26 protein-coding genes are annotated in these 21,399 nt (G+C 43.0%); 4 read left to right on the forward strand and 22 right to left on the reverse strand.

Translation table 11 applies throughout. From position 1 onward, the window contains the following. Both AC58QM_RS18275 and AC58QM_RS18280 read right to left on the reverse strand, forming a co-directional pair. A complete protein-coding gene (locus AC58QM_RS18275; RefSeq protein ID WP_497286345.1) occupies window positions 1-1,374 on the reverse strand; it encodes an aspartate aminotransferase family protein in 1,374 nt (457 codons plus the stop codon). 202 nt (window positions 1,375-1,576) lie between these two features. Beyond that, complete coding sequence (locus tag AC58QM_RS18280) at window positions 1,577-2,380, reverse strand: ABC transporter ATP-binding protein (RefSeq protein ID WP_497286346.1); 804 nt, start codon at window positions 2,378-2,380, stop codon at window positions 1,577-1,579. 332 nt (window positions 2,381-2,712) lie between these two features. Here AC58QM_RS18280 and AC58QM_RS18285 point away from each other — a divergent pair, with 332 nt between their 5' ends. Then, the gene (locus AC58QM_RS18285; protein WP_497286347.1) at window positions 2,713-3,339 is read left to right on the forward strand and encodes a C40 family peptidase; all 627 of its coding nucleotides are present in this window, start codon (window positions 2,713-2,715) and stop codon (window positions 3,337-3,339) included. A gap of 49 nt (window positions 3,340-3,388) precedes the next feature. On the opposite strand, the gene AC58QM_RS18290 is transcribed toward AC58QM_RS18285, so the two are convergent. From AC58QM_RS18290 to AC58QM_RS18310, 5 genes are all read right to left on the reverse strand, one after another. Beyond that, entirely contained in the window at window positions 3,389-4,312 is a 924-nt protein-coding gene (locus AC58QM_RS18290) for a S66 peptidase family protein (protein ID WP_497286348.1), read from the reverse strand. Between the two features lie 85 nt (window positions 4,313-4,397). Then, a complete protein-coding gene (locus tag AC58QM_RS18295; protein ID WP_497286349.1) occupies window positions 4,398-5,321 on the reverse strand; it encodes a tyrosine-type recombinase/integrase in 924 nt (307 codons plus the stop codon). A gap of 168 nt (window positions 5,322-5,489) precedes the next feature. Further along, window positions 5,490-5,741 (reverse strand): YolD-like family protein, encoded by a 252-nt coding sequence (locus tag AC58QM_RS18300; RefSeq protein ID WP_173108267.1) that lies wholly within the window; start codon window positions 5,739-5,741, stop codon window positions 5,490-5,492. Between the two features lie 23 nt (window positions 5,742-5,764). Beyond that, window positions 5,765-5,968 (reverse strand): YwbE family protein, encoded by a 204-nt coding sequence (locus AC58QM_RS18305; RefSeq protein WP_497286350.1) that lies wholly within the window; start codon window positions 5,966-5,968, stop codon window positions 5,765-5,767. A 99-nt stretch (window positions 5,969-6,067) separates the two neighbouring features. Beyond that, a complete protein-coding gene (locus AC58QM_RS18310) occupies window positions 6,068-7,267 on the reverse strand; it encodes an MFS transporter (RefSeq protein ID WP_497286351.1) in 1,200 nt (399 codons plus the stop codon). A 145-nt stretch (window positions 7,268-7,412) separates the two neighbouring features. Here AC58QM_RS18310 and AC58QM_RS18315 point away from each other — a divergent pair, with 145 nt between their 5' ends. Together AC58QM_RS18315 and AC58QM_RS18320 are read left to right on the forward strand one after the other, a co-directional pair. Next, window positions 7,413-8,276 carry an AraC family transcriptional regulator gene (locus AC58QM_RS18315; RefSeq protein ID WP_497286352.1) on the forward strand — a complete coding sequence of 288 codons (864 nt, stop codon included), beginning with the start codon at window positions 7,413-7,415 and terminating at the stop codon, window positions 8,274-8,276. 91 nt (window positions 8,277-8,367) lie between these two features. Then, window positions 8,368-8,652 (forward strand): hypothetical protein, encoded by a 285-nt coding sequence (locus AC58QM_RS18320; RefSeq protein WP_497286353.1) that lies wholly within the window; start codon window positions 8,368-8,370, stop codon window positions 8,650-8,652. A 104-nt stretch (window positions 8,653-8,756) separates the two neighbouring features. Here the strand turns inward: AC58QM_RS18320 and AC58QM_RS18325 are convergent, their stop codons facing one another. Genes AC58QM_RS18325 through sigV form a run of 4 tightly spaced genes read right to left on the reverse strand, consistent with a single transcriptional unit; the run spans window position 8,757 to window position 10,775 of the window. After that, on the reverse strand, window positions 8,757-9,017 hold the full coding sequence (locus tag AC58QM_RS18325) for a DUF3892 domain-containing protein (RefSeq protein WP_497286354.1): 261 nt from the start codon (window positions 9,015-9,017) through the stop codon (window positions 8,757-8,759). A 56-nt stretch (window positions 9,018-9,073) separates the two neighbouring features. Then, a complete protein-coding gene (locus tag AC58QM_RS18330) occupies window positions 9,074-9,316 on the reverse strand; it encodes a hypothetical protein (protein WP_497286355.1) in 243 nt (80 codons plus the stop codon). A 59-nt stretch (window positions 9,317-9,375) separates the two neighbouring features. Continuing rightward, complete coding sequence (gene rsiV, locus AC58QM_RS18335; RefSeq protein WP_497286356.1) at window positions 9,376-10,263, reverse strand: anti-sigma-V factor RsiV; 888 nt, start codon at window positions 10,261-10,263, stop codon at window positions 9,376-9,378. A gap of 2 nt (window positions 10,264-10,265) precedes the next feature. Further along, window positions 10,266-10,775, reverse strand: a complete 510-nt coding sequence (gene sigV / locus AC58QM_RS18340) for an RNA polymerase sigma factor SigV (protein WP_497286357.1) — start codon at window positions 10,773-10,775, stop codon at window positions 10,266-10,268. Between the two features lie 145 nt (window positions 10,776-10,920). On the opposite strand from sigV, the gene xerS reads away from it, so the two are divergent. Then, complete coding sequence (gene xerS, locus AC58QM_RS18345; protein ID WP_497286358.1) at window positions 10,921-12,003, forward strand: tyrosine recombinase XerS; 1,083 nt, start codon at window positions 10,921-10,923, stop codon at window positions 12,001-12,003. Here xerS and AC58QM_RS18350 read toward each other — a convergent pair. The 11 genes from AC58QM_RS18350 to AC58QM_RS18400 all read right to left on the reverse strand — a co-directional run bounded on the left by AC58QM_RS18350 (window position 12,000) and on the right by AC58QM_RS18400 (window position 21,366). Further along, window positions 12,000-12,329: an antibiotic biosynthesis monooxygenase family protein gene (locus tag AC58QM_RS18350; RefSeq protein WP_497286359.1), complete on the reverse strand. Its 330-nt coding sequence runs from the start codon at window positions 12,327-12,329 to the stop codon at window positions 12,000-12,002. The genes xerS and AC58QM_RS18350 overlap by 4 nt on opposite strands. A 97-nt stretch (window positions 12,330-12,426) precedes the next feature. Next, window positions 12,427-13,596, reverse strand: a complete 1,170-nt coding sequence (locus AC58QM_RS18355; protein ID WP_497286360.1) for an MFS transporter — start codon at window positions 13,594-13,596, stop codon at window positions 12,427-12,429. Between the two features lie 28 nt (window positions 13,597-13,624). Then, window positions 13,625-14,503, reverse strand: coding sequence for an oxidoreductase (locus AC58QM_RS18360; protein ID WP_497286361.1), 879 nt, complete (start codon window positions 14,501-14,503; stop codon window positions 13,625-13,627). A 276-nt stretch (window positions 14,504-14,779) separates the two neighbouring features. Then, window positions 14,780-15,343 (reverse strand): TetR/AcrR family transcriptional regulator, encoded by a 564-nt coding sequence (locus AC58QM_RS18365; RefSeq protein WP_497286362.1) that lies wholly within the window; start codon window positions 15,341-15,343, stop codon window positions 14,780-14,782. 100 nt (window positions 15,344-15,443) lie between these two features. Next, complete coding sequence (locus tag AC58QM_RS18370) at window positions 15,444-16,115, reverse strand: YjgB family protein (protein ID WP_497286363.1); 672 nt, start codon at window positions 16,113-16,115, stop codon at window positions 15,444-15,446. Window positions 16,116-16,345: 230 nt separating this feature from the next. Further along, the gene (gene mgrA / locus AC58QM_RS18375; protein ID WP_497286364.1) at window positions 16,346-17,335 is read right to left on the reverse strand and encodes an L-glyceraldehyde 3-phosphate reductase; all 990 of its coding nucleotides are present in this window, start codon (window positions 17,333-17,335) and stop codon (window positions 16,346-16,348) included. Window positions 17,336-17,513: 178 nt separating this feature from the next. Beyond that, window positions 17,514-18,539, reverse strand: a complete 1,026-nt coding sequence (locus AC58QM_RS18380) for a phosphotransferase (RefSeq protein ID WP_497286365.1) — start codon at window positions 18,537-18,539, stop codon at window positions 17,514-17,516. Between the two features lie 24 nt (window positions 18,540-18,563). Further along, window positions 18,564-19,070: an ADP-heptose synthase gene (locus AC58QM_RS18385; RefSeq protein ID WP_310500236.1), complete on the reverse strand. Its 507-nt coding sequence runs from the start codon at window positions 19,068-19,070 to the stop codon at window positions 18,564-18,566. Window positions 19,071-19,229: 159 nt separating this feature from the next. Then, a complete protein-coding gene (locus tag AC58QM_RS18390; protein WP_497286366.1) occupies window positions 19,230-19,823 on the reverse strand; it encodes a ribonuclease H-like YkuK family protein in 594 nt (197 codons plus the stop codon). 145 nt (window positions 19,824-19,968) lie between these two features. Next, window positions 19,969-20,928: a C40 family peptidase gene (locus AC58QM_RS18395; protein ID WP_497286367.1), complete on the reverse strand. Its 960-nt coding sequence runs from the start codon at window positions 20,926-20,928 to the stop codon at window positions 19,969-19,971. Between the two features lie 141 nt (window positions 20,929-21,069). Then, a complete protein-coding gene (locus AC58QM_RS18400) occupies window positions 21,070-21,366 on the reverse strand; it encodes a hypothetical protein (RefSeq protein WP_497286368.1) in 297 nt (98 codons plus the stop codon). Window positions 21,367-21,399 lie beyond the last annotated feature (33 nt).

The raw sequence follows: 21,399 nt of genomic DNA on the forward strand, positions 1-21,399 counted from the left end.
TCATCCTTTCACAGTTACTTCACCAAACACGGAAAGTAAGGTTTCGATGATAAAAGTCACATCGTCGTCCGTTGACGATAACGGAGGACTCAGCGTAATAATGTTGGCATAACCTGGTACGGTATCCCCATTTTTACCGACGAGCAGCCCTTTGCTTTTGCAGGCCAGAATAATACTTGTTACCCGTTCTATCGATGCGGGAACCTTCGATACACGATCCTCCACGAGCTCAATGCCCATTGCCGACCCGAAAATACGAATTTCTCCTACGTGTGGATGCTTTTTTAACGGCTCTAATCCAGTTCGAAATGCTTTACCAATCTCAGCTGAACGTTCGACAAGTCCCTCCCTCTCTATAATCGCTAGATTCGTTAAGGCTACCTGACAAGAAACGGGGTTCCCACCAAACGTATTGACATGTCGAAAGTGGCTCGTGGCTTCTTTTTCTTTGAAAGAATCGTATAATTCAGCTGATACTGCGGTTGCAGAAAGCGGTGAATATGCACTTGTTAAGCCTTTGGCCATCGTGACGATATCTGGACGCACCTCATAATTCTGATGACCGAAGGGCTTGCCCGATCGACCAAAGCCGCAAATCACTTCATCTACGATGAGCAGCACTTGATATTTATCACAAATTTGCCTAACCATCGGTAAATAATCATCAGAAGGAACAATCATTCCACCGCCGGTAATGACTGGCTCTAGAATGACACCGGCTACAGAATCAGCGCCTTCCCACACGATGGCATCCTCGATGGCTTTGGCACACTGTAAGCTGCAGCTCTCTTTCGTCTGCCCAAATGGGCAACGATAACAATAAGGTGGAGGTACATGCTGGAAGCCAACTCCAAGTGGTTCATATTTCAATTTGCGCTGAGCTTGACCCGTTGCACCCAAAGCGCCCATGGAATTCCCATGATAGGCTCGATGACGTGAGATAAACTTATGTTTACTAGGCTTGCCATTCTGATGATGGTATTGACGAGCTATTTTAAAAGCAACTTCATTGGCATCTGATCCTGAATTGGAATAAAAAATGCGATACTCCCCATTAAGCCATTCATTTAATTTCGCCGCCAACTCAATAGCAGGAATGTGTGATTGTACTAGCGTTGCATAGGCGAGTTTCATCATTTGCTCCGCAGCTGCTTCCGCAATCTCTCTCCTGCCGTGCCCCACATTCACACACCATAAGCCTGACATCCCATCCAGATAGCGATTACCATCAATATCCTTCACCCAGCTGCCTTCTCCGGAAGCGATGATCATCGGATTCTCATTATGTGCCGACATATGATGCCAGACATATTTACGATCTTTCTCGAGCAGCGACTCTTTATTCAATGGATCAACGTCTCCTTGAGCACTCATACGTAGTCCCCTCCAGTTAATTGAACAAGAATAGAGCGAAATAAATCAGCGAATAACTGTTATCTCTTCCTATATATCTATGATTGCAATTTGGATGTCATCCCTAGCTTTTGTTGTTATTTTTCATAGAGTAGATTGGGTGCTGGTAAATTGGTGGAGGAGTTAGGTGTTGTTAAAAGGAACAAGTAGCTTTGTTTAAAAGTTAATCGTCCGAGGGTTCGTTTCCCTCGTTAATAGACCTTTGAATCGCTGCGGTTAATTCCTGAAATAGTGGGGATTCTCGGGTTTGCAAAGTACGATCGTTACCTAAGGGAACTTGGTGAATCGCATGTACACGACCTGGATTTGCCGTTAAGACGATGATTCGATCTGAGAGGAATACAGCCTCTGTAAGGCTGCGAGTGACGAAAACGATGGTTTTGTTCATTTTCTTCTTCATTTCAAGTAAATCTAGCTGTAATTTGTCCTTCGTAAATTCATCTAATGTGGAGAAAGGTTCATCCATGAATAGGATGGGAGGATCGAGGGATAACGCACGGGCCATAGCAACTCGAATCTGCATGCCCAGACTAAGCTGCCAGGGATAATAATCTTTAAACTTTACAAGGCCAAGTGTGTCGAGGAGCTGGTCGACTTGTTCTCGGTACATCTGACGTGTTTGTTCAAGAACTTCAAGTGGCAGTTCGATATTCTCACGTACGGTTCGCCATTCAAATAAGTTAGGTGTTCGAAAAATAAAACCGAACTTACGACGTAACCGCACCTCTTTCGGGTGTTCCTTCTGTACGGTAATCTGACCGCTGGACGGCTGGAGGAGATCCGCCATAAGACGAAGTAACGTAGATTTACCACAACCGGAAGGTCCTAATAAGGTAACGAATTCATGCTGCCCTACATCAAAGGTAATGTTCTGAAGGGCAGTGACTTGCTTCCCTTTTTTACCGAACACCATACCGACGCCTTCTAACGAAATTTCCACTTTCTTCCGGAAAAAGTCTGAATTCATCGGGTTCCTCCCTCTATCCATGTACACTTACGTTATCTATCTGTGAGCATTAATAACCCTATATGTTATATTATATATTGATTTCATTCATTTTCATTATACATTCTGTTCCTAAATTAGCAGTCGGATTTGACATAGTGTAAAGTCGGTTGCAGATTTCAAATAGATGAATCACATGTTTGTTTCCATTCGCTTCAAATATAATTACATAATTAATGTTATGTAAACTAATTATTGGTGTATATTGGATATCCATATTTTGCTCATATTCTCTATTTCTTCATTTTGATAGAATGTGTTAGTACACATATCAGACATCAAGGAGGAAAACAGTGAGAAAACTGATTCTAACAACCGTTGTCGCGACTAGTCTTATGTTCGGTGGAATTGCGCAAGCAGCACCATCAAGTTCTTACATAGCCACGGATTCCGATACGTTCTGGTCTATTTCACAGAAGTTTAATGTGTCGCTGTCTGAGCTAATTGCAAGTAATCCGAAAGTCGATTCGCAAAACATTTATGAAGGCGTTATCATTTCTATTCCTACCAAGGTTTCTCAGAAACAAAGCTGGGAAGTGAAAGCTGATGCGATCATTGCAACAGGGATGAAGCAACTTGGCGTCCCTTATGTTTTTGGTGGCAGCACGCCAAATGTTGCTTTTGATTGCTCGGGCTTTGTTCAATATGCGTTTAATCTGCATGGCTTTAACTTGCTTCATTCCGCAGCCATACAAAGCCAATTAGGAGCACCTGTGGAGAAAAGTAATCTACGAAAAGGCGATCTCGTTTTCCTACAAGGCACTTATACAACAGGCGTTTCCCATGTAGGGATTTATCTAGGCAATAACCAGATTCTTCAGGCCGGTACAATGGGAACAAGAGAAGTGAAAATCAGTACGTTATTCGGTACGCCGTACTATGATGAGCATTACTGGGGAGCACGTCGCCTAATCAACTAAGGATGAGAAATAGCCGCGGTACCAGCCGACGGCTTTTCTCCCTATTTATTTAAGGACTGACTGTAGGTTCAATGATGGTAAGGGTGTTATTGAATGTATCGAGATCAGCTAACGCTCCTATCGGAATCGCAGCTTTATAAAAGCCGTGGGCTGTGCTCAAGTTCGTGAGAAGCGGCTTTCCTAATGGAGCAAGTAATCCAACAATTAAATCTTGGTACGTTGTAAAATACGAAACAGAACAATTCGTACACTGTCCCATGACGATACCGACACAATCACGGAATTTCCCAGCCATAATCAGTTGCGTCAGATAACGATAAACCGCATTCGTTGGTTCATGTGTCTCTTCAAGGAAGATTATCTTTCCCTTTGTATTCACTTCAAAAGGCGTCCCCAAAGTCCCTACGAACGATGTGAGGTTACCGCCAACGATTTGCCCTCTTACGACTCCTTTTACCAAGCTAGTTAGTGGCATATCGGGAGGATTCTGAATGACTCTCGGACTCATAAGTGTCGATGTCGCGGTATAAAATTGATCGAAATTATATGCAGGTGTACTCGTTTTAAAATCAATCAGCAACAGGCTTTGAAAGGTTATTAAATTAGCAAATTGATACAGCACATTTAATAAAATCGTAATATCACTGTACCCTGTGACGATTTTCGGATTGCGATTAATGAGTGGATAATCCAAGTTGGGCAAAATATCTTTAACTCCGGTTCCCCCTCTTGTGGGCAGAATCATCTTCACATTCGGATTCGAAAACATATCCATCAGGTCATCTGCTCGCTGCTGAGCTGTAGCCGCAACGATCCCTCCATACGCATAAGCGTATTTCCCCACAACTACGTTGAAACCCATATTTTCAAGCGTCTGGAGCCTAGCATCTATCGTGCTTGCGTCCAGTGGACTTCCTAACGTCACAATGCCAATGGTATCTCCACTTTGCAATATGGGGGGTCGTATTGCCATACGTCAGCCTCCTAGCCAGTAAATCATCTAGAAATGGAAAGTCTCTCCTTTGCCTTATATGCACGATTTTAGTCATTTATGACACTTAAATCCCCATACCTACAGGAATGAACGCCGACACCCGATTCATCGCATCCTGCTTTTGCTTATCTCCTACGTGCGTATAGATTTGCGTCGTTTGAATGCTCGCATGTCCGAGCAGCTCCTGCAGCGTTCGAATATCCGTCCCAGCTAATACTTGCATCGTGGCAAATGTATGTCGCAGCTTGTGACTTGAGAATGATTTGCCCTGCAACTCGATGTACTGACTCTTCAATTGGCCGAAATGTTTCTCGGCAATCGTTTGAATCATTCGGATACTGATTCGCCGACCGAATTGTGAGACAAAGAACGGCTGCTCAGCCCCACTCCTCGCTTCCATACGCTCTTCAAGTGCTCGCTGGAGTACCTGAATGATCTCATTCGGAAGCGGGATCACGCGCCACTTGCGCCCTTTTCCGAGAACCATTAATGAATTCGTGCCCCGATTGAAATCGGAGATATTCAGACGGTGAAGCTCACTGACACGCAAGCCTGCATAGCTCATTAACAGAAACATCGCCACATTCCGAATCTGATATTTACCTTCGATGGATTGCAAGAAAACAGACAGCAGCTCCTCGCTCAGAAAAGTCGGAACTGAATTCTTCTCAACCTTCGATTTCTTCACTGTACTCGAGGGATTATGAATAACGATCTGCAGCTCAACAAGCGCTGCAAAAAAAGTGCGGATCGACGAGAGGTACCGATTCCTCGCCGCATCCCCTGCCCCGCCCTGACGCATCTTCGTCAGGAAGCGCATAATATCAATCGCAGCAATTGCTGGTAAATCCTTCTCACCGAGACTTGCGAGAAATAAACGAACATCCCCAAGGTAGGCTTGCTGCGTTCGTTTCGTAAACCCCTGGTCCTTCATCCAGGAGTCAAAAAGCTCCAAATACTCGTCATCAAACGTTAAACTAGTGTCCATGCTGTTAATCTCCGCCCGTTACAAGCTAAATTGCGTTAAATATAGATTTAGTGCAATTTTTTTGATTAAAAAATCGCTTATTCTTCACACTCTGAGCCCCATTCTAACACTGGCCTTTAGAGTTAAAGAATAAGCGTATTGTTGGAATAATTTCAGAAGCACATCATCTTAATCCCGCGGATACTCCACTTTCATGATATCCATGAACGGCACCTTATCCAGCTCGCCCTTGCAATCCATATGTACTCTGCCCGTACGTGAATCCATTGTTGCGATTGTGCCTCGTACGGTTTCTTCACGTCCCCAAACGGTTAACACAATCTCGGAATTCTCCATCTTCGCTTCCGACAACTGGTTCCCAATCTCCTCTAATACGAACTCGTCACGCGTTGGCCGTTTCGCTACTTTTGCTTTTGCCATCCCCTATTCTCCTCCATGTTCCGTCAGTTGGACGGCGTAATAATTTCTTTCACGCGACCAACTTGGCCATCTGTGAGTCTTACTTTTATACCATGAGGATGAGTGGGTGAGTTCGTCAATAAATCCTTCACTATCCCGCGTGTAAGTTTCCCGCTTCGCTGATCTTGCTTTAACACGATATTCACTTCTTTACCGGGCATAACATCTTTACGATTTTGTCCATTCATGCTGCGTATGTCGCCTGCTTTCATGCCATATTGTGATTTATTATACCATAGTTTCTCCGTCTACCCCATCTCGATAAACAATTTATCCAAGCGGGAATCCTAAGATTCCACACCATTCCTAACAGTCTTCTCCACTGTTGCATCGCTTTTTTTAGAAAAATACGGAATTAATAAGACACTTGAGAAACTAAAGACCATTACAGCCTTGAAGACGAATCCATCAAAGTCTTGAATACCGAGGATTAACACTAACAGGAACATGCGCGAAATCACCAAGATAAGCTCCCGCCATACCATAACTCTCGTTTGATGAATGGGTTCTAATTGATAAGTCATTACAAATTGTCGTGAGCTCCATATCGTAGCGAAGAAAAACAATCCGATCGTCGTTAAGATGTTGGACAAAATCAGAATCAGAGGTGTTGGGAATAAAGCTAGCAAAAATCCTGCTGCCGCGGCCCCCATTCCAAAGGTTAACCATTTGTTATCACTTATTTGACGTGTACGGCTGAAGCGACGATATATGAATACACAAGCAATCGTGAACGATGTGTACATGATTTGCAGCAAGGCAATGTTAAGCTTATCTTGTGTGACCGAAAAGGTAAAGATCAATGAGAATATCCCCTGAAATTGAATGAAAAATCCGCCTGCAACCAGCGAAGGAATCATCCATTTCAACTGGGGAGTCGAGAAAACTTGACCTAAGCGAAACTTACGAAACACGGGTTCATTTGCTTCTTTTAATGAGATAAGAGGAACAAAATAGGATGTGAATATCATCAGTCCGATGAAGATGAACATAATGAAGAAAGACGCTGTAAATCCCATCCACTTAATAATCACTGCGAATAGCAATGGATTAATGAAAGAAATCAATTGACCAATTACACTTATCGCGGAAAAAAACGCGGAAAATTCCTTCCCTTTTCCAAAAAGGGAGATCCCCATATTTTGCGCAGAGCCATATAGACCGTTCGTGATGCCAACTGGAATAGCAATCAAAGTAATATATAGCATTTTCGGTTCAAAATGTACCCATGAAAGAAGGATGAAAGTGACGCCTGCCCCAATTGCAGCAACCCGCATAACCGACCCAATCGTGAACTTGGATAACAGATTCGCGCCAAACATGAAGGCAGCTCCCCAAGCTAGAAACATGATCAAATTAAACCAAGCTACGTCGAAGATTTGATTCCCTTTTTCCCAAATGAACAGATTAATAAAGATACCCATGTAGTTAAAAATAATACCAGAGCTGGCGCTCATCAGTAATAATCGTTTAAGCGCGGTTGTCATGTCATGTTGTGCTCTCTTTCTAAACGAATTTTTGGTAAACTGGTTATGGATGCATGAAGGCTCCTTAATAATGAAAATTAACGAATGTTTCTGCATTTTAACTTCAACATCATACCACGGAGTTTGCTCGGAAGGAATGTATGTTATGCCTAGATTCATGGACAATACAATAAGTCCCTATCCACTAAGAATTATCACTTTACCTATCGATGCCAGTAAATTAAAGCTGCAATCTCTTCGTATTCGTCATGTTGGCCATTTGCCAGGTCGGATTATGTATCGGGAAGATGCCAAGTTCGAGAGTTTCGCTATTGTCTATATAGCAGGAGGCAAGGGGACTTACCGCGTCAATGACGGGCCGGTGCAGAAAGTCGAAAGTGGAAGCCTCTTCTTCTTTCGTCCGAATCAAGTCTATCAATATGGCCCAGATCCGGGCGGATACTGGGATGAATATTACTTCACACTTGAAGGTAGCCGTGTACAGGAATGGCAGAACAGTTGGCTCACAGAAATCGACCAAGTGAAGCAGGTTGGCTACGAGGACACGACTCAGCTTAATCGGATCGAACGCATTTTCATTGGGATGGAAAGTGGCATTCCTTCAAATATTGATCGGGCTGCACTGCTTGTTGAGTCCCTCTTATTTGAATTTATTCAACGCGCAGAAGCGACCACGGAGACGACGAAGACGCAGCAATTCATCAATCTCATTGATGAACTCAGTAATTTATTATATCAACCCTTTGACGCGCAAAGTATCGCGAAGCGGCACCATATCTCCCTTTCTACCCTTCGTAGAATCGTTAGCGAATATTCCGGTTATCCACTAAATACCTATATGCATAGAATGAAAATGGCGGAAGCCAAAAATGTTTTGTTGAACACCACATTGTCCGTCAAGGAAATTGCTGCTTCACTTGGGTACAATGATGTTTTCTACTTTTCACGCATATTCAAGAAATATGTAGGTGTTTCCCCACTTATCTTTCGAAATACGATGCACACATAGCATCAAAATTTATGACTACCTAGCACGACTTGTCACATCGCTGCATATGATAGATTGAAAGCAAATCTTCGTATGTGGAGGTGAATCAGACATGGCACTTACACTATCGGGTTTAATGCTTTATACTATGTGGCTTGTCTTAGGGGTCATGGGTCTTAGCTTTGTAGTAGATTTGTTCAAATCGTTCTCAGCAGGAACTTTTTCCAGCGCTACGGTTACATCCTACTTGAAAGACCTATTGTATTTTGTTTTCCCTCTATTCTTGCTTTCCAACATGATGCCGCTCGATCATACCGATTACATTATCAAAATCGCTTACTACATCGGTGCGCTTGGCGTTATCTACAACTATGTTGGCGGCTATTTCAAAAAGTAAAACTGTAATCGCATTCACAGCTGCTGAGACCCTCAGCAGCTTTTTTAATGCAAAAAAGCTGTTCACCCATGGTAAACAGCTTCTTATCTCATCAACGATGCCAACTAAAATCGAGGTAAATTCGATAAATTATTGCTAGGATCTCCGTCTGGATACGAACGCAAGGTTTTTTCACCTTTTCGATTCACACCTGTATTGGCATCCTCGATTAAATCGGCCTCCGTCATCTCAATCGCCGTCTGGACATCCACCACTTGACCATTCTGAAATTTAACAGACTCTATACTCCCATCCTCATAATGCACGGCTTGAATCATCGCTTTATTCGGATCTATCGTATGGGGACCACTTTGACGTCGCGGCATATCGTTTCCTCCTTCGTTAGCATGTAAAACCCCACAGAAGTGGGGCTACCTGCCTGCTATGACTGTGTTGATTCGCTTTGTGTTTTCATTTCTTGCTTCAATTCTTCCGTCTTCTGCTGCGCTTGCTTGATTTGAGTTTGGAGATCCTCTACTTGCTGTTCAGCTTCTGTGAGCGCCGCAGCGGTAGCCTGCGAATAGATTTGTTGTGCAACTTGCAGTGTTTGTTCCGCTGCTTGCTCTGCTTTTTGGGCAACATCCTTAATTTGCGCTAAACCAAGTTCCTTTTGTTGTTGCGGCATGGTAATACCCCCAGCTGATGTTTTGCATACCCAATTAATGTAGGCAATGGAGTCCAATTTTATTCGGGCAAAAGATAAGCATGTGTAGATAACTGAGTAGCTAATAAGTTGGTCGGAATTACAAACTCAGGCCCCCCCATATAACCAGGCGTCACTTCATATTTCTGAAAAACAATGACAAGCTTGCCGTCCTTATTCAAGTAGAAGCTTTGATCCTTTTTAATGGTCGTAAAGTTAAACTTCACATCATTCGGAACACCTTCTACCCAATACACTTTAGCGGGATCATCCTTCATCTGTTGTATCATTTGGGCTTTAATGTAGTCACTAATCACCTGAATGTAGCCATCATCCTTAAATAAGCTCGGTAAAGTAATTAACAACTGATTTTTCTTATCAATCGTGTCATATTGGAAAACGGTTGACGATGAAGCGGCTGTATTGACGACATACCTCCCCACGGAGAAGATCTGATCATTGTCCGTTTTTACGATATACCCACTATCTACGCCAAGGTGTCCCTCTAATCCACTAGCTTTCATCTGGGCAATGTCATTCATGAAATTCGTGTAGAGCTTTTTACTCTCTTCCAAATATTTCGCATTTAAGGATTCTTCAAGCGTCTTGTTCTCTAAATTCGTTATGATGGGAACTTCTACATTCGCTTTGTTTGCACCGTCATCATAGTGATATTCACGAAAGGTCAGCACTTTAATCAATTTGCCAACAACAGGTATGTCAGATAAGGATTGTGCCATGGCAGGGCTCGTATTAAGACCCGCTACGAATAAGATAGCCGCTGCAGCAATAGCTACTGGTAGCCACTTCAGTATTGTTTTAGGCTTTTTTCTATGTTGGTTAATGGCTTGATTGACAATAAAATCGAGTTCGTCAGGGATTGGAATCTCCATATAGGTTTGTTTCATCTTCTCTAGCTTCTCGTCCATGGTTAGTTTACCTCCACAAGCTTATCATCGTTCATTTTTATCCGTAAAAGCTTAAGTGCTTGGTAGAGCCGCGTCTTGATCGTACTCGAGTTTTCTTTTAGCACATCCGCGATTTCATCGATCTTCAAATCCTCGAAATATCGAAGCGTAATGACACTGCGATACATGGTTGGCAGATCATCCAGCGCCCGCTCCAAATCAATATTCGTATAGGCATCTTCACTGCCGGGTGTCAAAGCTTCCATGGATACATCATCCATAACGGTTAGCTTCTTATGTTTACGCAAGAAATCAAGCGAGGTATTAACGACGATTCGATAAAACCAGCTCTTGATTGCCGCTTGGCTTTTCAAAGCATCAGACCCGGCCAATGCCTTTTGAATCGCCTCCTGCACAATATCAAGTGCATCTTCTTGATTTTTCACATAGCTATAAGCAAGCCGATACACATTCTCTTTATGTTCGGTTATGCAAGCAATTAACTCATTTTCTAGCTTCCTATTCTTAGTCATATCGTTGATGACGCTCCTTTTACCGCGCAGTTAATCGTGTTGTAGCTAAGACGTCTCAGGGTCCAAAATAGTTTGATTCCTATCTCTACCAATTTCGAGAATGCACTGGTATACTAACAGCAAGACGCTTATGAGGTGAACCACTATGAATATAATTAAAGTCAAAGACCGTCATGAGTTGGATCGTCGCGTACCTTCGATGCCGTGGTATATTGAGAAATTCATTAATTACAAACTACCAGATCTCTCGCCTTCATCCCTGCTCGAATATGTACGTGATTATGAAATATTCCTATCCTGGCTTCTCGCGGAGGGGTTAAGTACAGCTACGGTCATGAATCAAGTTCCTCTCGAGGACTTAGAACGATTACATATGGACAGCGTTAATAATTTTCGCATGTTCCTTGCCACGCGTAAAGCACAAGCTAATGGTAAAACGACGATTAACCGCAAGCTATCTGCGCTTCGATCCTTATTTCATTATTTGAGTCAAATTGCTGAGGATGATAACTTCTACCCGCTCCTGAAGCGCAATGTGATGGCTAAGGTAGAGATTAAGCGTGCACACAAGGCAAAAGACAGCGCTGCGAAGCTCGAAGGCAAGCTGTTGCAGGAGGAAGAAATAGCGGAGTTCATTGCTTATTTGAAGGAAGGTTATGGACACGATGTCGCTACCAATAAACAAGCACTTTACGCTTATGAATTAAACAAAATTAGGGATACCTGTATCGTAACGCTGATTCTAAATTCGGGGCTTCGTGTTTCTGAGGTATTTAACTTGAATGTCGATGATATTGATATGAAATTAAAGCTCGTCCACGTGTACCGCAAAGGTAAAAATGACGACACTTTCAAAACACCGGTTTATTTTCGGCTTGATGCCATACAAACCCTTACGGATTACTTAGCAATTCGCTCTTCGCGCTACAAGCCAGCAAAAAAAGAAAAAGCCCTCTTCATTGCCATGGCCAATGGCAAAAAAGAAGGCGATCGTATGACGAAACGAGCAATTCAAGAACTTGTCATTAAATATGCGAAAAGGTTTGGGAAACCGTATCTATCTGTACATAAACTGCGGCACTCATTCGCAACAGATTATTACTTACAGAACGACTTGTACAAAACGCAAGAGCAGCTCGGCCATGCTTCCCCTGAGACCACGCAAATCTATGCGCATCTCACGGATCGTACGATGTCTGAAGCGATTGACAAGCGCGCGGAATCTTAATCGCCTGCTGGTTCGAAAATTCGAACAACTTCATACATGCCGGGTTCAAATGTAGCAATCGTCATAGCTTCTTGTAGATAAGGAAGCGGCTTAGGATCATTTCGCATAGCTTGGTAAGCTTCCGCGCTTTTCCACTGTGCATACATGGTTACTTTCGTGCCATCCATACTTCGATGAAGACTGCTAGAGATAAATCCAGGAGCGTATCGGACTGAAACGTCTGTTGCTCTCGTAAGTAACTCAATGAGACGTTCTTGATTAGCAGGTTCAACCGTGAATACATTGATCAGTGTAACCATCTCTGAATTCATAGCAATATGTGTCATGATAGTAAGATCTCCGTTTCATATTTATGATAACTTATCCAACTGGATAAGTTTTTTTTTGCTTATCTTTGGGCTAAGGCTAACTTTTTATACAAGTTTAAGATAGGGATGAATGCACAGGAACAAGCTTCCTATTTCGAGCAAAAGGCAAATAGATGATTGTCGATACGACCAAAGCAGCAGCAACTACCATAAATACGCCGCGGGTAGAATCGGTATGAACCAGCAGCTCTACCCCTTTTACGAATAACGGACTTAGGAATTGACACACGTACACACATGCGAGTAGAAAGGAAATGCCAGTAGTTAACCCCAGTTTCGGTACGACTTCTGCTGTTTTAATAAGCGACAACGGGAACAGCATGCCTTCTGCCAGTCCAATTAAAAATACCGAGAGCGCGACTGTCCACACCGTGTGTGCTGAACTTAGTAGTAGAAACCCACCTGCCATTACAGCCAGATCGAGAGGAACCAACATCTTCTTACATACACGACTAAGCCGTGTAACCGCTAAGCCTGCTATGAATACGCCCATTAAGGCGCAAGCTGTCAAGTAACCTACTGCAGACACACTACCGATGCCGTTATTGGTAACGAATAAGGATAAATTGGCCGGAATCAAAGTGAACAGCATCGTGTGAAGTCCGCAAGCAACCGCAACCGCATAGAAAAACTTGGGCAGTTTTACGGAAGCTTTCATCACTGGATCTAGCTGAATCGGTGGATATTGCGGAAGAAAAACTAGCACCATGATGAGCAGAATAACTGCATAACTATACGTTAAAAATACATCTCTCCACCCAAACGAAGCGATAATCCCTCCAAAGGAAAGGAAAATGGCTCCACCGATGCCGTTAACAGAAGTTTGAAGTCCGTTCATTCGTGAACGCTCTTCACCTTGGAAGTTCTCAGAGATTAGCGCATTAAAAGTTGGCGAGATGAGACCAATACTTAGTCCTAGAATCGCTCTGCAAACTAAAATCATGTTAAACGAATGCATGAAAGCCGGACCAATGCCACCGATGATATATAGCAGTAAACCTGCAATTAAAATATGTTTCCGTGGGTATCGCCTGCCTAACCTGCCGGCCATAAATAAGGTTGCCAATATAAACAATGACGACATCGTAACCACCCATTGTAACAATAGTGAGTTAGTATCTGGAAATTCTACAGCCAACAGCTTTACCGCAGGTGCAGCCATCATCGTCCCAAAGGTCGTAGTGACTGCCAACGCTAATATAGCGATTTTGTTACTAAGTTTCATTGATGCACCTTTTCTCTAGGGCACAAGCTTATTCTTCAAGCTCGTTATACATTTGTGAAACAGCTGGATCCAATTTTCTTTGTTCAAAATCAGCAGAACGGCTCAGCTTTTCCCAACGCTTCGTTTCGGCTAACTTGCCTGCGTCTACCGCGTTTGCGATATCAACAGCGTCACTTCCGAGTAACAAGCGAAGCGGTGGATTCTCTGCATTCACCATCGTAATAATCGCTTGCGCCGCTTTATCCGGATCACCATTTTCTTTCCCTGTTGAATCGCGCAAATGTTTCAGCAGTCCACCGACTGTTTGACGATAGGCATCACTTGGTTCGATATGCTGCATCGAAGAGCCTGCCCAATCGGTGCGGAAACCGCCCGGTTCAATCAACGTGACCTTAAGTCCCAGCGGCGCCAATTCTTTAGACAATACCTCGGAGAAGCCCTCTACTGCCCACTTGGCTGTTTGATAGGCACCAAGACCTGGCGCGCCTGTTCGGCCACCAATCGAGGAAAACTGAACGATATGACCGAAACCTTGTTCTCTCAACATAGGCAGCGCGGCTTTCGTTACGTTGATCACGCCCCACAGGTTCGTTTCGATTTGTGCACGGAAATCCTCCATCGACGTTTCTTCAATAGAAGAAACATTCCCGTAACCTGCATTATTGACAAGGACATCTAAGCGTCCGAAAGTTTCAAAAGCTGTATGAATAGCTGCTTCAGCCTGATCATATCGATTCACATCCAACTGCACGAGCTTGACTTGGTCTCCGTAACGTATTGAAAGATCAGCTAACTGATCAGTGTTGCGAGCCGTCGCGACGAGTTGATCTCCTTTTGCAAGCACCGCTTCCGCAAGACTGCGGCCAAAACCTCGTGAACTTCCTGTAATCAACCATACTTTCGACATATCATGTTCCTCCTTCAGATGTGTTTGGAATGTTTATTCCATGGTTAGTATATCTCCGTAGATCTCTCACGTCAAGAACTTTTGGAATTAATATTCCAACTTTATTATTCCAATATATTTTATCCCGATTAAGAATCACTTGTTTAATAAAGTAATTATAGATAACAGAAGCATTCTTCTTTTCTAACCGCAAGTAATAATGGAATATTTATTCCGAACTCACAATAAAAAAACAGCCTTTGTGACGACGATTCGCAGTCGTTCAAATGGCTGTTTCTAAACTAGCAGTGCTTTCCAAGATGACTCAAGAACTTGTTGAATCTGCATTTCATCCAAAGGATATTTCTGTACATAATATCCTTTCAGGATGGATGAAATAATACCGTGAATCAGTTGATGGGATAAGTGAGATTCCATCTCCCTAAAAATCCCTTGCTTCTGCCCTTCAACGATAACTGACAGAACAACTTCCCGGGAATTGTGGCCATCATCCATGCTACGTAACTCAGGCGAAATATAAGGAGAATAAGAAAAACTGTCAATAAACAGAAACTCCTTGGGAAAATCGATACCGAATTGAAGTCGATTCAACTGAAGTCGCTTAAAGCGCTCATAAAGACTTGCTTCGGGTATGAATCCCTGCACGAGGTATTCGCCCAAATGCATCCGCGCCTCTTTATAGACCGCATTAACGATCTCTTCCTTGTTAGCAAAATAGTTGTAAATGGTGCCAGACCCTACGTTTGCTCTCTTAAATATCTTGGAGAAGGTAACTGCCTGTAAACCCTCTTCATGTATTAAGTCGAGCGTGGCAGCCATAATATCCTGTTTCTTACTCATCCATTCCACCTCTTGACACTAACATTAGTACGAGCTAGAGGCAGATGTCAAGTACACCTAGGAAATAAGCAAATGGCCACACACGCTCAGCGTTTAAGCATTACCCAGCCATATTGTTGACCGAATGTACGGTATCAAAGACTGAGATGTGATCTACTTTTCCTGAGGATTTGGGAATAATAAATTTAAGCTGAAAAGCTTTGGATGCTTGATAGATATAAATGGTATCATCCCCATTTAATTTGATATCAGCCGGTTTCCCTAATGCTTGTTCAATCTGGCTTAACGTCAATGTACGCAGCTGCGGATCATTGGAGCGGATATCGATGATTTGACTTCCCTTATTAAAACCAATTACAGCATTTTTCTTCGTGTAAGTTGCGTAAATCCCACTACCCGCTGATTCTGTCTTGTCTGCTTTCCCCCACGATTTCTCGACATCGTCAGTAAGTCCAGTTGTAGCAGCAAACGGGATGCCGCTAACTTTACCTGATTTGGCAAGTTCAAGCATATCTTTGAGTTGTTTCGAAACCGTACTCGTATCCGTGGAAGATGTAGGCACCGGTGTCGTAGTAGGATTCATAGATGGACTCGCTGTTGGGCTTGCTACAGAACTCGGTGCAGGCGTTGCAGATGGACTCGCTGATGCACTAGCACTAGGAGTTGGTGTGGTACTCGCCGCCGGTTCTTGTGTTGAAGAACATGCTGTTAACAGGATCATCGTCGATAGAAGCAAAGTATATATCGTTGTTTTCTTATTGTTTGTTTTCATGTCGGTCTCCTCATCTGTTGGACTTACTTTTTTTACTTACTTTACGGATATATGACGATCTAACTACAAAAAAGGTTGCTCAGCATGCATATGAAATAAAATAAACCATAAGGGAAAAATCCCCGATGGTTTGTTGGGCTTCATTATTTGACGTTACATCGTTCATTTACGATCTAGTATGTTTCAAATCTTAGCCGATATACCTTGGAATCTTGGAGGAATCCAGGACACTACTTCAGAATTTTTTCAATCGCAGCCAATTCTTCTGGAGAAAACGCTAAATTCTTAAGTGCAGCAACATTCTCCTCAATTTGCGACACGCGGCTGGCACCAATTAATGCGGATGTTACGCGCTCACCACGTAGTACCCAAGCCAGCGACATCTGCGCCAAGCTTTGTCCACGAGAGCTAGCCAATTCATTCAGTTGAATAATTTGATTCAGCTTTTCTTCCGTAATGTCTTTTTCTTTCAAAAACTGGCTTTTCCCGCCAGCTCTCGAATCCGCTGGAATCCCGTTCAAATACTTGCTTGTAAGTAAGCCTTGCGCGAGTGGACAGAATGCGATACTCCCTGCGCCGAAGTCATCTAATACATCCTGCAAGCCATCCTCGATCCAGCGATTCATCATACTGTAAGCTGGTTGATGAATAAGTAGCGGAGTACCCAAACCTTTGAGAATCGAAGCTGCTTCTTTGGTTTGCTCAGCTGAATAGTTGGAAAGTCCAACATAGAGCGCCTTACCTTGACGCACGATTAAATCCAGCGCCGCCATTGTTTCTTCGAACGGTGTATTCGGATCTGGCCGGTGAGAGTAGAAAATATCGACATAGTCTAGACCCATTCTTTTTAAACTTTGATCTAAGCTAGACACCATGTTTTTCTTGGAGCCCCACTCACCATAAGGTCCTTCCCACATGTGGTAGCCTGATTTGGTCGAGATGATAAGCTCATCACGATAGGCACCCAGATCACTCTTAAGTACACGCCCCATGAGCTCCTCTGCGGAACCTGGCGGCGGTCCATAGTTATTGGCTAAGTCAAAGTGTGTAATCCCTAAATCAAAAGAACGAAGCAGCATCGCTCTTCCGTTCTCATGCAAATCTAATCCCCCAAAATTGTGCCACATACCGAGAGAAATAGCGGGTAACTTAAGCCCTGATTTCCCCGTACGATTATATTTCATTTCTGCATAGCGCGTTGAACTTGCTTGATAGACCATGATTGTCCTCCTTCACATTCTAAGAAAATCCTTTTTAGCAAATAAATGATATCGTCACTAAAGTTTTCGCAAATAGCTCGTATCCTATGTACTAGTATAGTTGAAGGCTATCAACAAAAAAAGAACTGAAAAAAACGTGTCTTACTAACCTTCAGGTTAGTAAGACACGTGAAATAGACTACATCCGATCAAAACGTAACAAATCCTTGTGCATTTGAAGCCATTTGGTCTTCTCATATGTATTGCGAATAATATCTACCAGTACACCCTGTGGATCCACGCCATCTAAGTAACGCCCCAGGAAATGAATAAACACATCAAGCCTGCGAAGCTCGATTAGCAAGGGTAATATGCTGATTTCATCTTGTGATAATTGAACAAACTGGCAGTATCCTTCATAGAAAGCTTTACTATTAGCACGAAGTTTTTCTTCTGGAAGTGTGGGATCAATGAGATCAGATAAACATACGGCAAGTTCCATGACTCGCACATCGATCGTGACAAATTCAAAATCAAGAATAGCCACAAAACGCCCTTCATCATCTACCAGCATGTTAGATCCATTAATATCCCCATGGACGAGCTGATGTGGCAGTTGACGAATCGTTGGAATTGCTGAATACAAAGCCATATAACGATTAAATATATAAGCAAGTTCCTCCTGCTGGGCTAAGAACGGCTCAGGTGGATGCTGCGCAAAAGCGCGAATCGCATCTGGCTTGCAGCTAGGATGAATATGTTCAATTTCATAATAAGGAGCATACTCCGGTTTATCTGCGATTGATAACTTAGCTAAGGCAGCGGATAATTGTCCTGCTGCTTTCCCCATGTCTTTCAGTTGACTCAAGCCAATTTCAATTGGATTACTGCCCGCTGTAAAAGTAAATAAAGCCGCGAGCTTCCCGTCATCATCCCCAAGCGTCACAACTGTACCGCCTGTTGGAAGCTCTAATGGCATCGGAATGTCGAAAGGAAGCTCGTCTTTCCTTTCAGCTAATTGAAGTAATACACGATGTTCGAAGTTTATTTTGTTACGGTCTCGATGTGTTTCATATAATCGCAGAACATATGTGCAGTCCTCTACTTCGACGAAACGTGTCGTGTTATTCATTCCACCTGCACCAACACGCAGCGTCCATGTTTGGTTTGGAAACCAATTAGCGGGAAGTAAAGCTAATTGATCTTCTTGTTCAATAACTCGCATAATGCCCAGTCTCAGCTCCTCTTCTTATACTTGATTGTCGCCTTCAACCGCGAACTCAAAATCCTCAACATCAAAAGCCTCTACGGGTATGGCAAACTCCACTAGTCGCTCAATAAAGTCAAATTGATCTGTCAATAGCTCAGCTTGCTCCTTGATCGCAGTCAAAATTAATTCTGTTTCAATAGGGTCAAATTGATCCCCATAAGCTTCATTATCTATCGCAAAAACAATTTGCAAAGTCACATGCTCATTAATCGGTAACGGTGGACTTTTGCCCCATGGCATGGACAAGGCTTTTTCTATCTTTTTCTTATTAAAAGATTCTTCAAAGAAAGCAATGAGCTCGCCAATCATTTGTTTGACGAATCCATCATCTTCTAGTTCTAGCATAATGGGTTCGGGACTACTGTGCAGCTCGTAAAGTTCTTGAATGGTCGTATAAGGTATTAAATAAGTCACAGGCTTTGATGGCAGCATGAGCTGGCCATGCACGGCTAACATCACAGCTTCGATAATAAACGTTTTGCTCATGGAATTCCCCCCTAATGCTACAATCATTCAGCAATAATTCGCTAAGTAACCGCGGAAACCCTTCTTTCTAAAATGGAATGCATAGGCTCTATGCAGGGTGAATACAACCGTCAACTCCTCGATCGCTTTGACCCTGGAGCTAACGGTTGTATCCACGCTCTATAAACTGCCATCGATCACCTCATGGTCCTCGTACGCAGGACGATGCGGCTTCTTCGAGTGTCGATTCGCATAAGCAGAAGCTACATAGCAATCCGGTTTAATAACGGGGACCATCCCGACAGATTCCACGCGTCTTACCATTTCTTGGACGAATTTCGCCGTCCGATTTCTATTCTCGTCATCTCCCGCATCGATATGTATGAACATATCAAATGTGGCACCTTGATATAGATGAGGAAGAATAATATTTTCCATATCTTGTCGTTTGTTTTCGTCAAAGTACATCGCAATTTCTTCACTCAGACTAGTCTCCATGGAAAGCTTTTCTTTAATTGAGTATAGGGCTCTAGGTACGATCACTTGACGATAACACGCCCACGCTCCTTTCCCTAGCCGCTGGATCACTACACCGGTAATGAATTTTGTATGACCTGTGTGCACCTGACAATCCGTACCAATGATAAATTTATAAGTTGCTACGGGATCAAGTCGCATGAAATGTAAAATACGCTCGTGCACGGTATCCAGGTTAAGTCCTCTTTCCGTTGTGTTCCTAAATTCCAGGGGATGGTTCGTCGTCGAAGGTTTCAAAGATAAGGCTCTCCTTTTCTCCATAGAATCAAGGATAGAAATAAAGCTTATACTTGTCACACAATATGCAAAAGGCGGATGCTCAAGGCAAGCACCCGCCTCTTTCTATAGTATATGGCATACATTGCCTGTTCGAACCATCAACTTATTTTAAAACACTGCCGCCATACAAAAATCGATTATCCCACTGTTTACCCGCAATCGTATCTACGCGAACACCGCCGGATTCAACGGAATACGTGTGTAGCATTTGACCATTGCCTAAATAGAGACCAACATGGGTAATCGGCTCCGTCAAGACATTGATTCCATCGTAATCAGATGCTTTGGATCCTTTATAGCTGCTAAAGAATAGAAGGTCTCCTCTCTTCAGCTTGGTCCAATCCTTTACAATAGAGCCTTCCGAACGAACGTACATCCCTTGGGAAGCGGAATCACTCGGCAAGGACAAACGAAGCGCGTCCCAGAACATCGTCTGAACAAAATCAGAGCAATCAAACGTCGATGGATCATTGCGAGGTGAACCGAATTCATAAGGTGTTCCTAAGTAGACTTGTCCAGCATCAATGACAGCTTCAATTTCAGCCGCAACGGGCATATTCGGTTTAATAACCGAGAAATCCGCAGTTATGTATTTGGCGCTTGTACTCACATAACCACTAATGCCATCAGCATCAATGACTTTGTACCAACTATCATTCACTTTATCCGTGACAAGTACCTCTTCACCTTTGGCAAGCATACGAATGACTTTCGAACCAGAACTTGCATCCGATGAAGGTAATGTACGGAAATTAACGCCATAATTGATTTGTGCATTGCTTACAATCGTTATGTATTTGCTATTTGTTGATACGTAACCACTTACGCCTTGTGCATCCTTCACTTGAAACCAATTCGCTGTCGGATATGCGGTCACCGTTACGATTTCATTCGTCTTCAGCATACGCAGCACCTTGCTCGAAGTGCTTGGTTGGTCTCGGAAACTTACACCTGCAACAATTTGAGCCTTCGTCACAACGTCATCTTCAGCTTGTACAGCTTTAGGTAATAACGCCATGAAAGTTATCATACATACCGCAATAACCATCGTCCACTTTCTCATCGTCTTTCCCTCCACTGGGTATGATGTTAAAATTTTCTTTCGTACCCTTATTATAGTTTGAGGGGGTTAAATGCGAATATAGGTGATTGGTAGCGATTATTGGTAAAGGATGCAAGGCGATAAGCCTATTGACGCCAAGGTTTAAATTTCCAGTTTTCGCACTTCTGGCTTTCGCGTTATTGCTGACCAAAATAGCTGCCAAACGGAAGAGTTTTTTAGCTTGACATTACTTATTTTCATCTCGCTCTCTTCCCATTCAATTACTTGCCAACAGCTTGGATCTTGGACAGCTTGAGACTCCAAATAAGCGTGGGCTTGCTCATTCGCTTCCTCTTGCTCTACCCAGAATTTCACCCCATAATAAGCAAGTCCGTAATGGTTAACAAGTGTTGTTGTGTAAATTTGTTCAGTTTCTTTATGCTGCAGAACATAGGGCATCTTTCTTATCCTCCTCATAAAAAGGCACATTCA

The sequence above is a fragment of the Paenibacillus sp. J22P165 genome (genome assembly GCF_059692015.1).

What these genes read in the sequence shown, in the direction of transcription:
- AC58QM_RS18320 (WP_497286353.1), top strand. Translation starts at nt 8,368, where the DNA reads ATGGCACTTACACTATCGGGTTTAATGCTTTATACTATGTGGCTTGTC.
- AC58QM_RS18315 (WP_497286352.1), top strand. Translation starts at nt 7,413, where the DNA reads ATGCCTAGATTCATGGACAATACAATAAGTCCCTATCCACTAAGAATT.
- AC58QM_RS18385 (WP_310500236.1), bottom strand. Translation starts at nt 19,070, where the DNA reads ATGAGCAAAACGTTTATTATCGAAGCTGTGATGTTAGCCGTGCATGGC.
- xerS (WP_497286358.1), top strand. Translation starts at nt 10,921, where the DNA reads ATGAATATAATTAAAGTCAAAGACCGTCATGAGTTGGATCGTCGCGTA.
- AC58QM_RS18355 (WP_497286360.1), bottom strand. Translation starts at nt 13,596, where the DNA reads ATGAAACTTAGTAACAAAATCGCTATATTAGCGTTGGCAGTCACTACG.
- AC58QM_RS18275 (WP_497286345.1), bottom strand. Translation starts at nt 1,374, where the DNA reads ATGAGTGCTCAAGGAGACGTTGATCCATTGAATAAAGAGTCGCTGCTC.
- AC58QM_RS18360 (WP_497286361.1), bottom strand. Translation starts at nt 14,503, where the DNA reads ATGTCGAAAGTATGGTTGATTACAGGAAGTTCACGAGGTTTTGGCCGC.
- AC58QM_RS18325 (WP_497286354.1), bottom strand. Translation starts at nt 9,017, where the DNA reads ATGCCGCGACGTCAAAGTGGTCCCCATACGATAGATCCGAATAAAGCG.
- AC58QM_RS18330 (WP_497286355.1), bottom strand. Translation starts at nt 9,316, where the DNA reads ATGCCGCAACAACAAAAGGAACTTGGTTTAGCGCAAATTAAGGATGTT.
- AC58QM_RS18365 (WP_497286362.1), bottom strand. Translation starts at nt 15,343, where the DNA reads ATGAGTAAGAAACAGGATATTATGGCTGCCACGCTCGACTTAATACAT.
- sigV (WP_497286357.1), bottom strand. Translation starts at nt 10,775, where the DNA reads ATGACTAAGAATAGGAAGCTAGAAAATGAGTTAATTGCTTGCATAACC.
- AC58QM_RS18305 (WP_497286350.1), bottom strand. Translation starts at nt 5,968, where the DNA reads ATGAATGGACAAAATCGTAAAGATGTTATGCCCGGTAAAGAAGTGAAT.
- AC58QM_RS18380 (WP_497286365.1), bottom strand. Translation starts at nt 18,539, where the DNA reads ATGCGAGTTATTGAACAAGAAGATCAATTAGCTTTACTTCCCGCTAAT.
- AC58QM_RS18290 (WP_497286348.1), bottom strand. Translation starts at nt 4,312, where the DNA reads ATGGCAATACGACCCCCCATATTGCAAAGTGGAGATACCATTGGCATT.
- AC58QM_RS18400 (WP_497286368.1), bottom strand. Translation starts at nt 21,366, where the DNA reads ATGCCCTATGTTCTGCAGCATAAAGAAACTGAACAAATTTACACAACA.
- AC58QM_RS18310 (WP_497286351.1), bottom strand. Translation starts at nt 7,267, where the DNA reads ATGACAACCGCGCTTAAACGATTATTACTGATGAGCGCCAGCTCTGGT.
- AC58QM_RS18395 (WP_497286367.1), bottom strand. Translation starts at nt 20,928, where the DNA reads ATGAGAAAGTGGACGATGGTTATTGCGGTATGTATGATAACTTTCATG.
- AC58QM_RS18300 (WP_173108267.1), bottom strand. Translation starts at nt 5,741, where the DNA reads ATGGCAAAAGCAAAAGTAGCGAAACGGCCAACGCGTGACGAGTTCGTA.
- AC58QM_RS18280 (WP_497286346.1), bottom strand. Translation starts at nt 2,380, where the DNA reads ATGAATTCAGACTTTTTCCGGAAGAAAGTGGAAATTTCGTTAGAAGGC.
- AC58QM_RS18350 (WP_497286359.1), bottom strand. Translation starts at nt 12,329, where the DNA reads ATGACACATATTGCTATGAATTCAGAGATGGTTACACTGATCAATGTA.
- rsiV (WP_497286356.1), bottom strand. Translation starts at nt 10,263, where the DNA reads ATGGACGAGAAGCTAGAGAAGATGAAACAAACCTATATGGAGATTCCA.
- mgrA (WP_497286364.1), bottom strand. Translation starts at nt 17,335, where the DNA reads ATGGTCTATCAAGCAAGTTCAACGCGCTATGCAGAAATGAAATATAAT.
- AC58QM_RS18370 (WP_497286363.1), bottom strand. Translation starts at nt 16,115, where the DNA reads ATGAAAACAAACAATAAGAAAACAACGATATATACTTTGCTTCTATCG.
- AC58QM_RS18295 (WP_497286349.1), bottom strand. Translation starts at nt 5,321, where the DNA reads ATGGACACTAGTTTAACGTTTGATGACGAGTATTTGGAGCTTTTTGAC.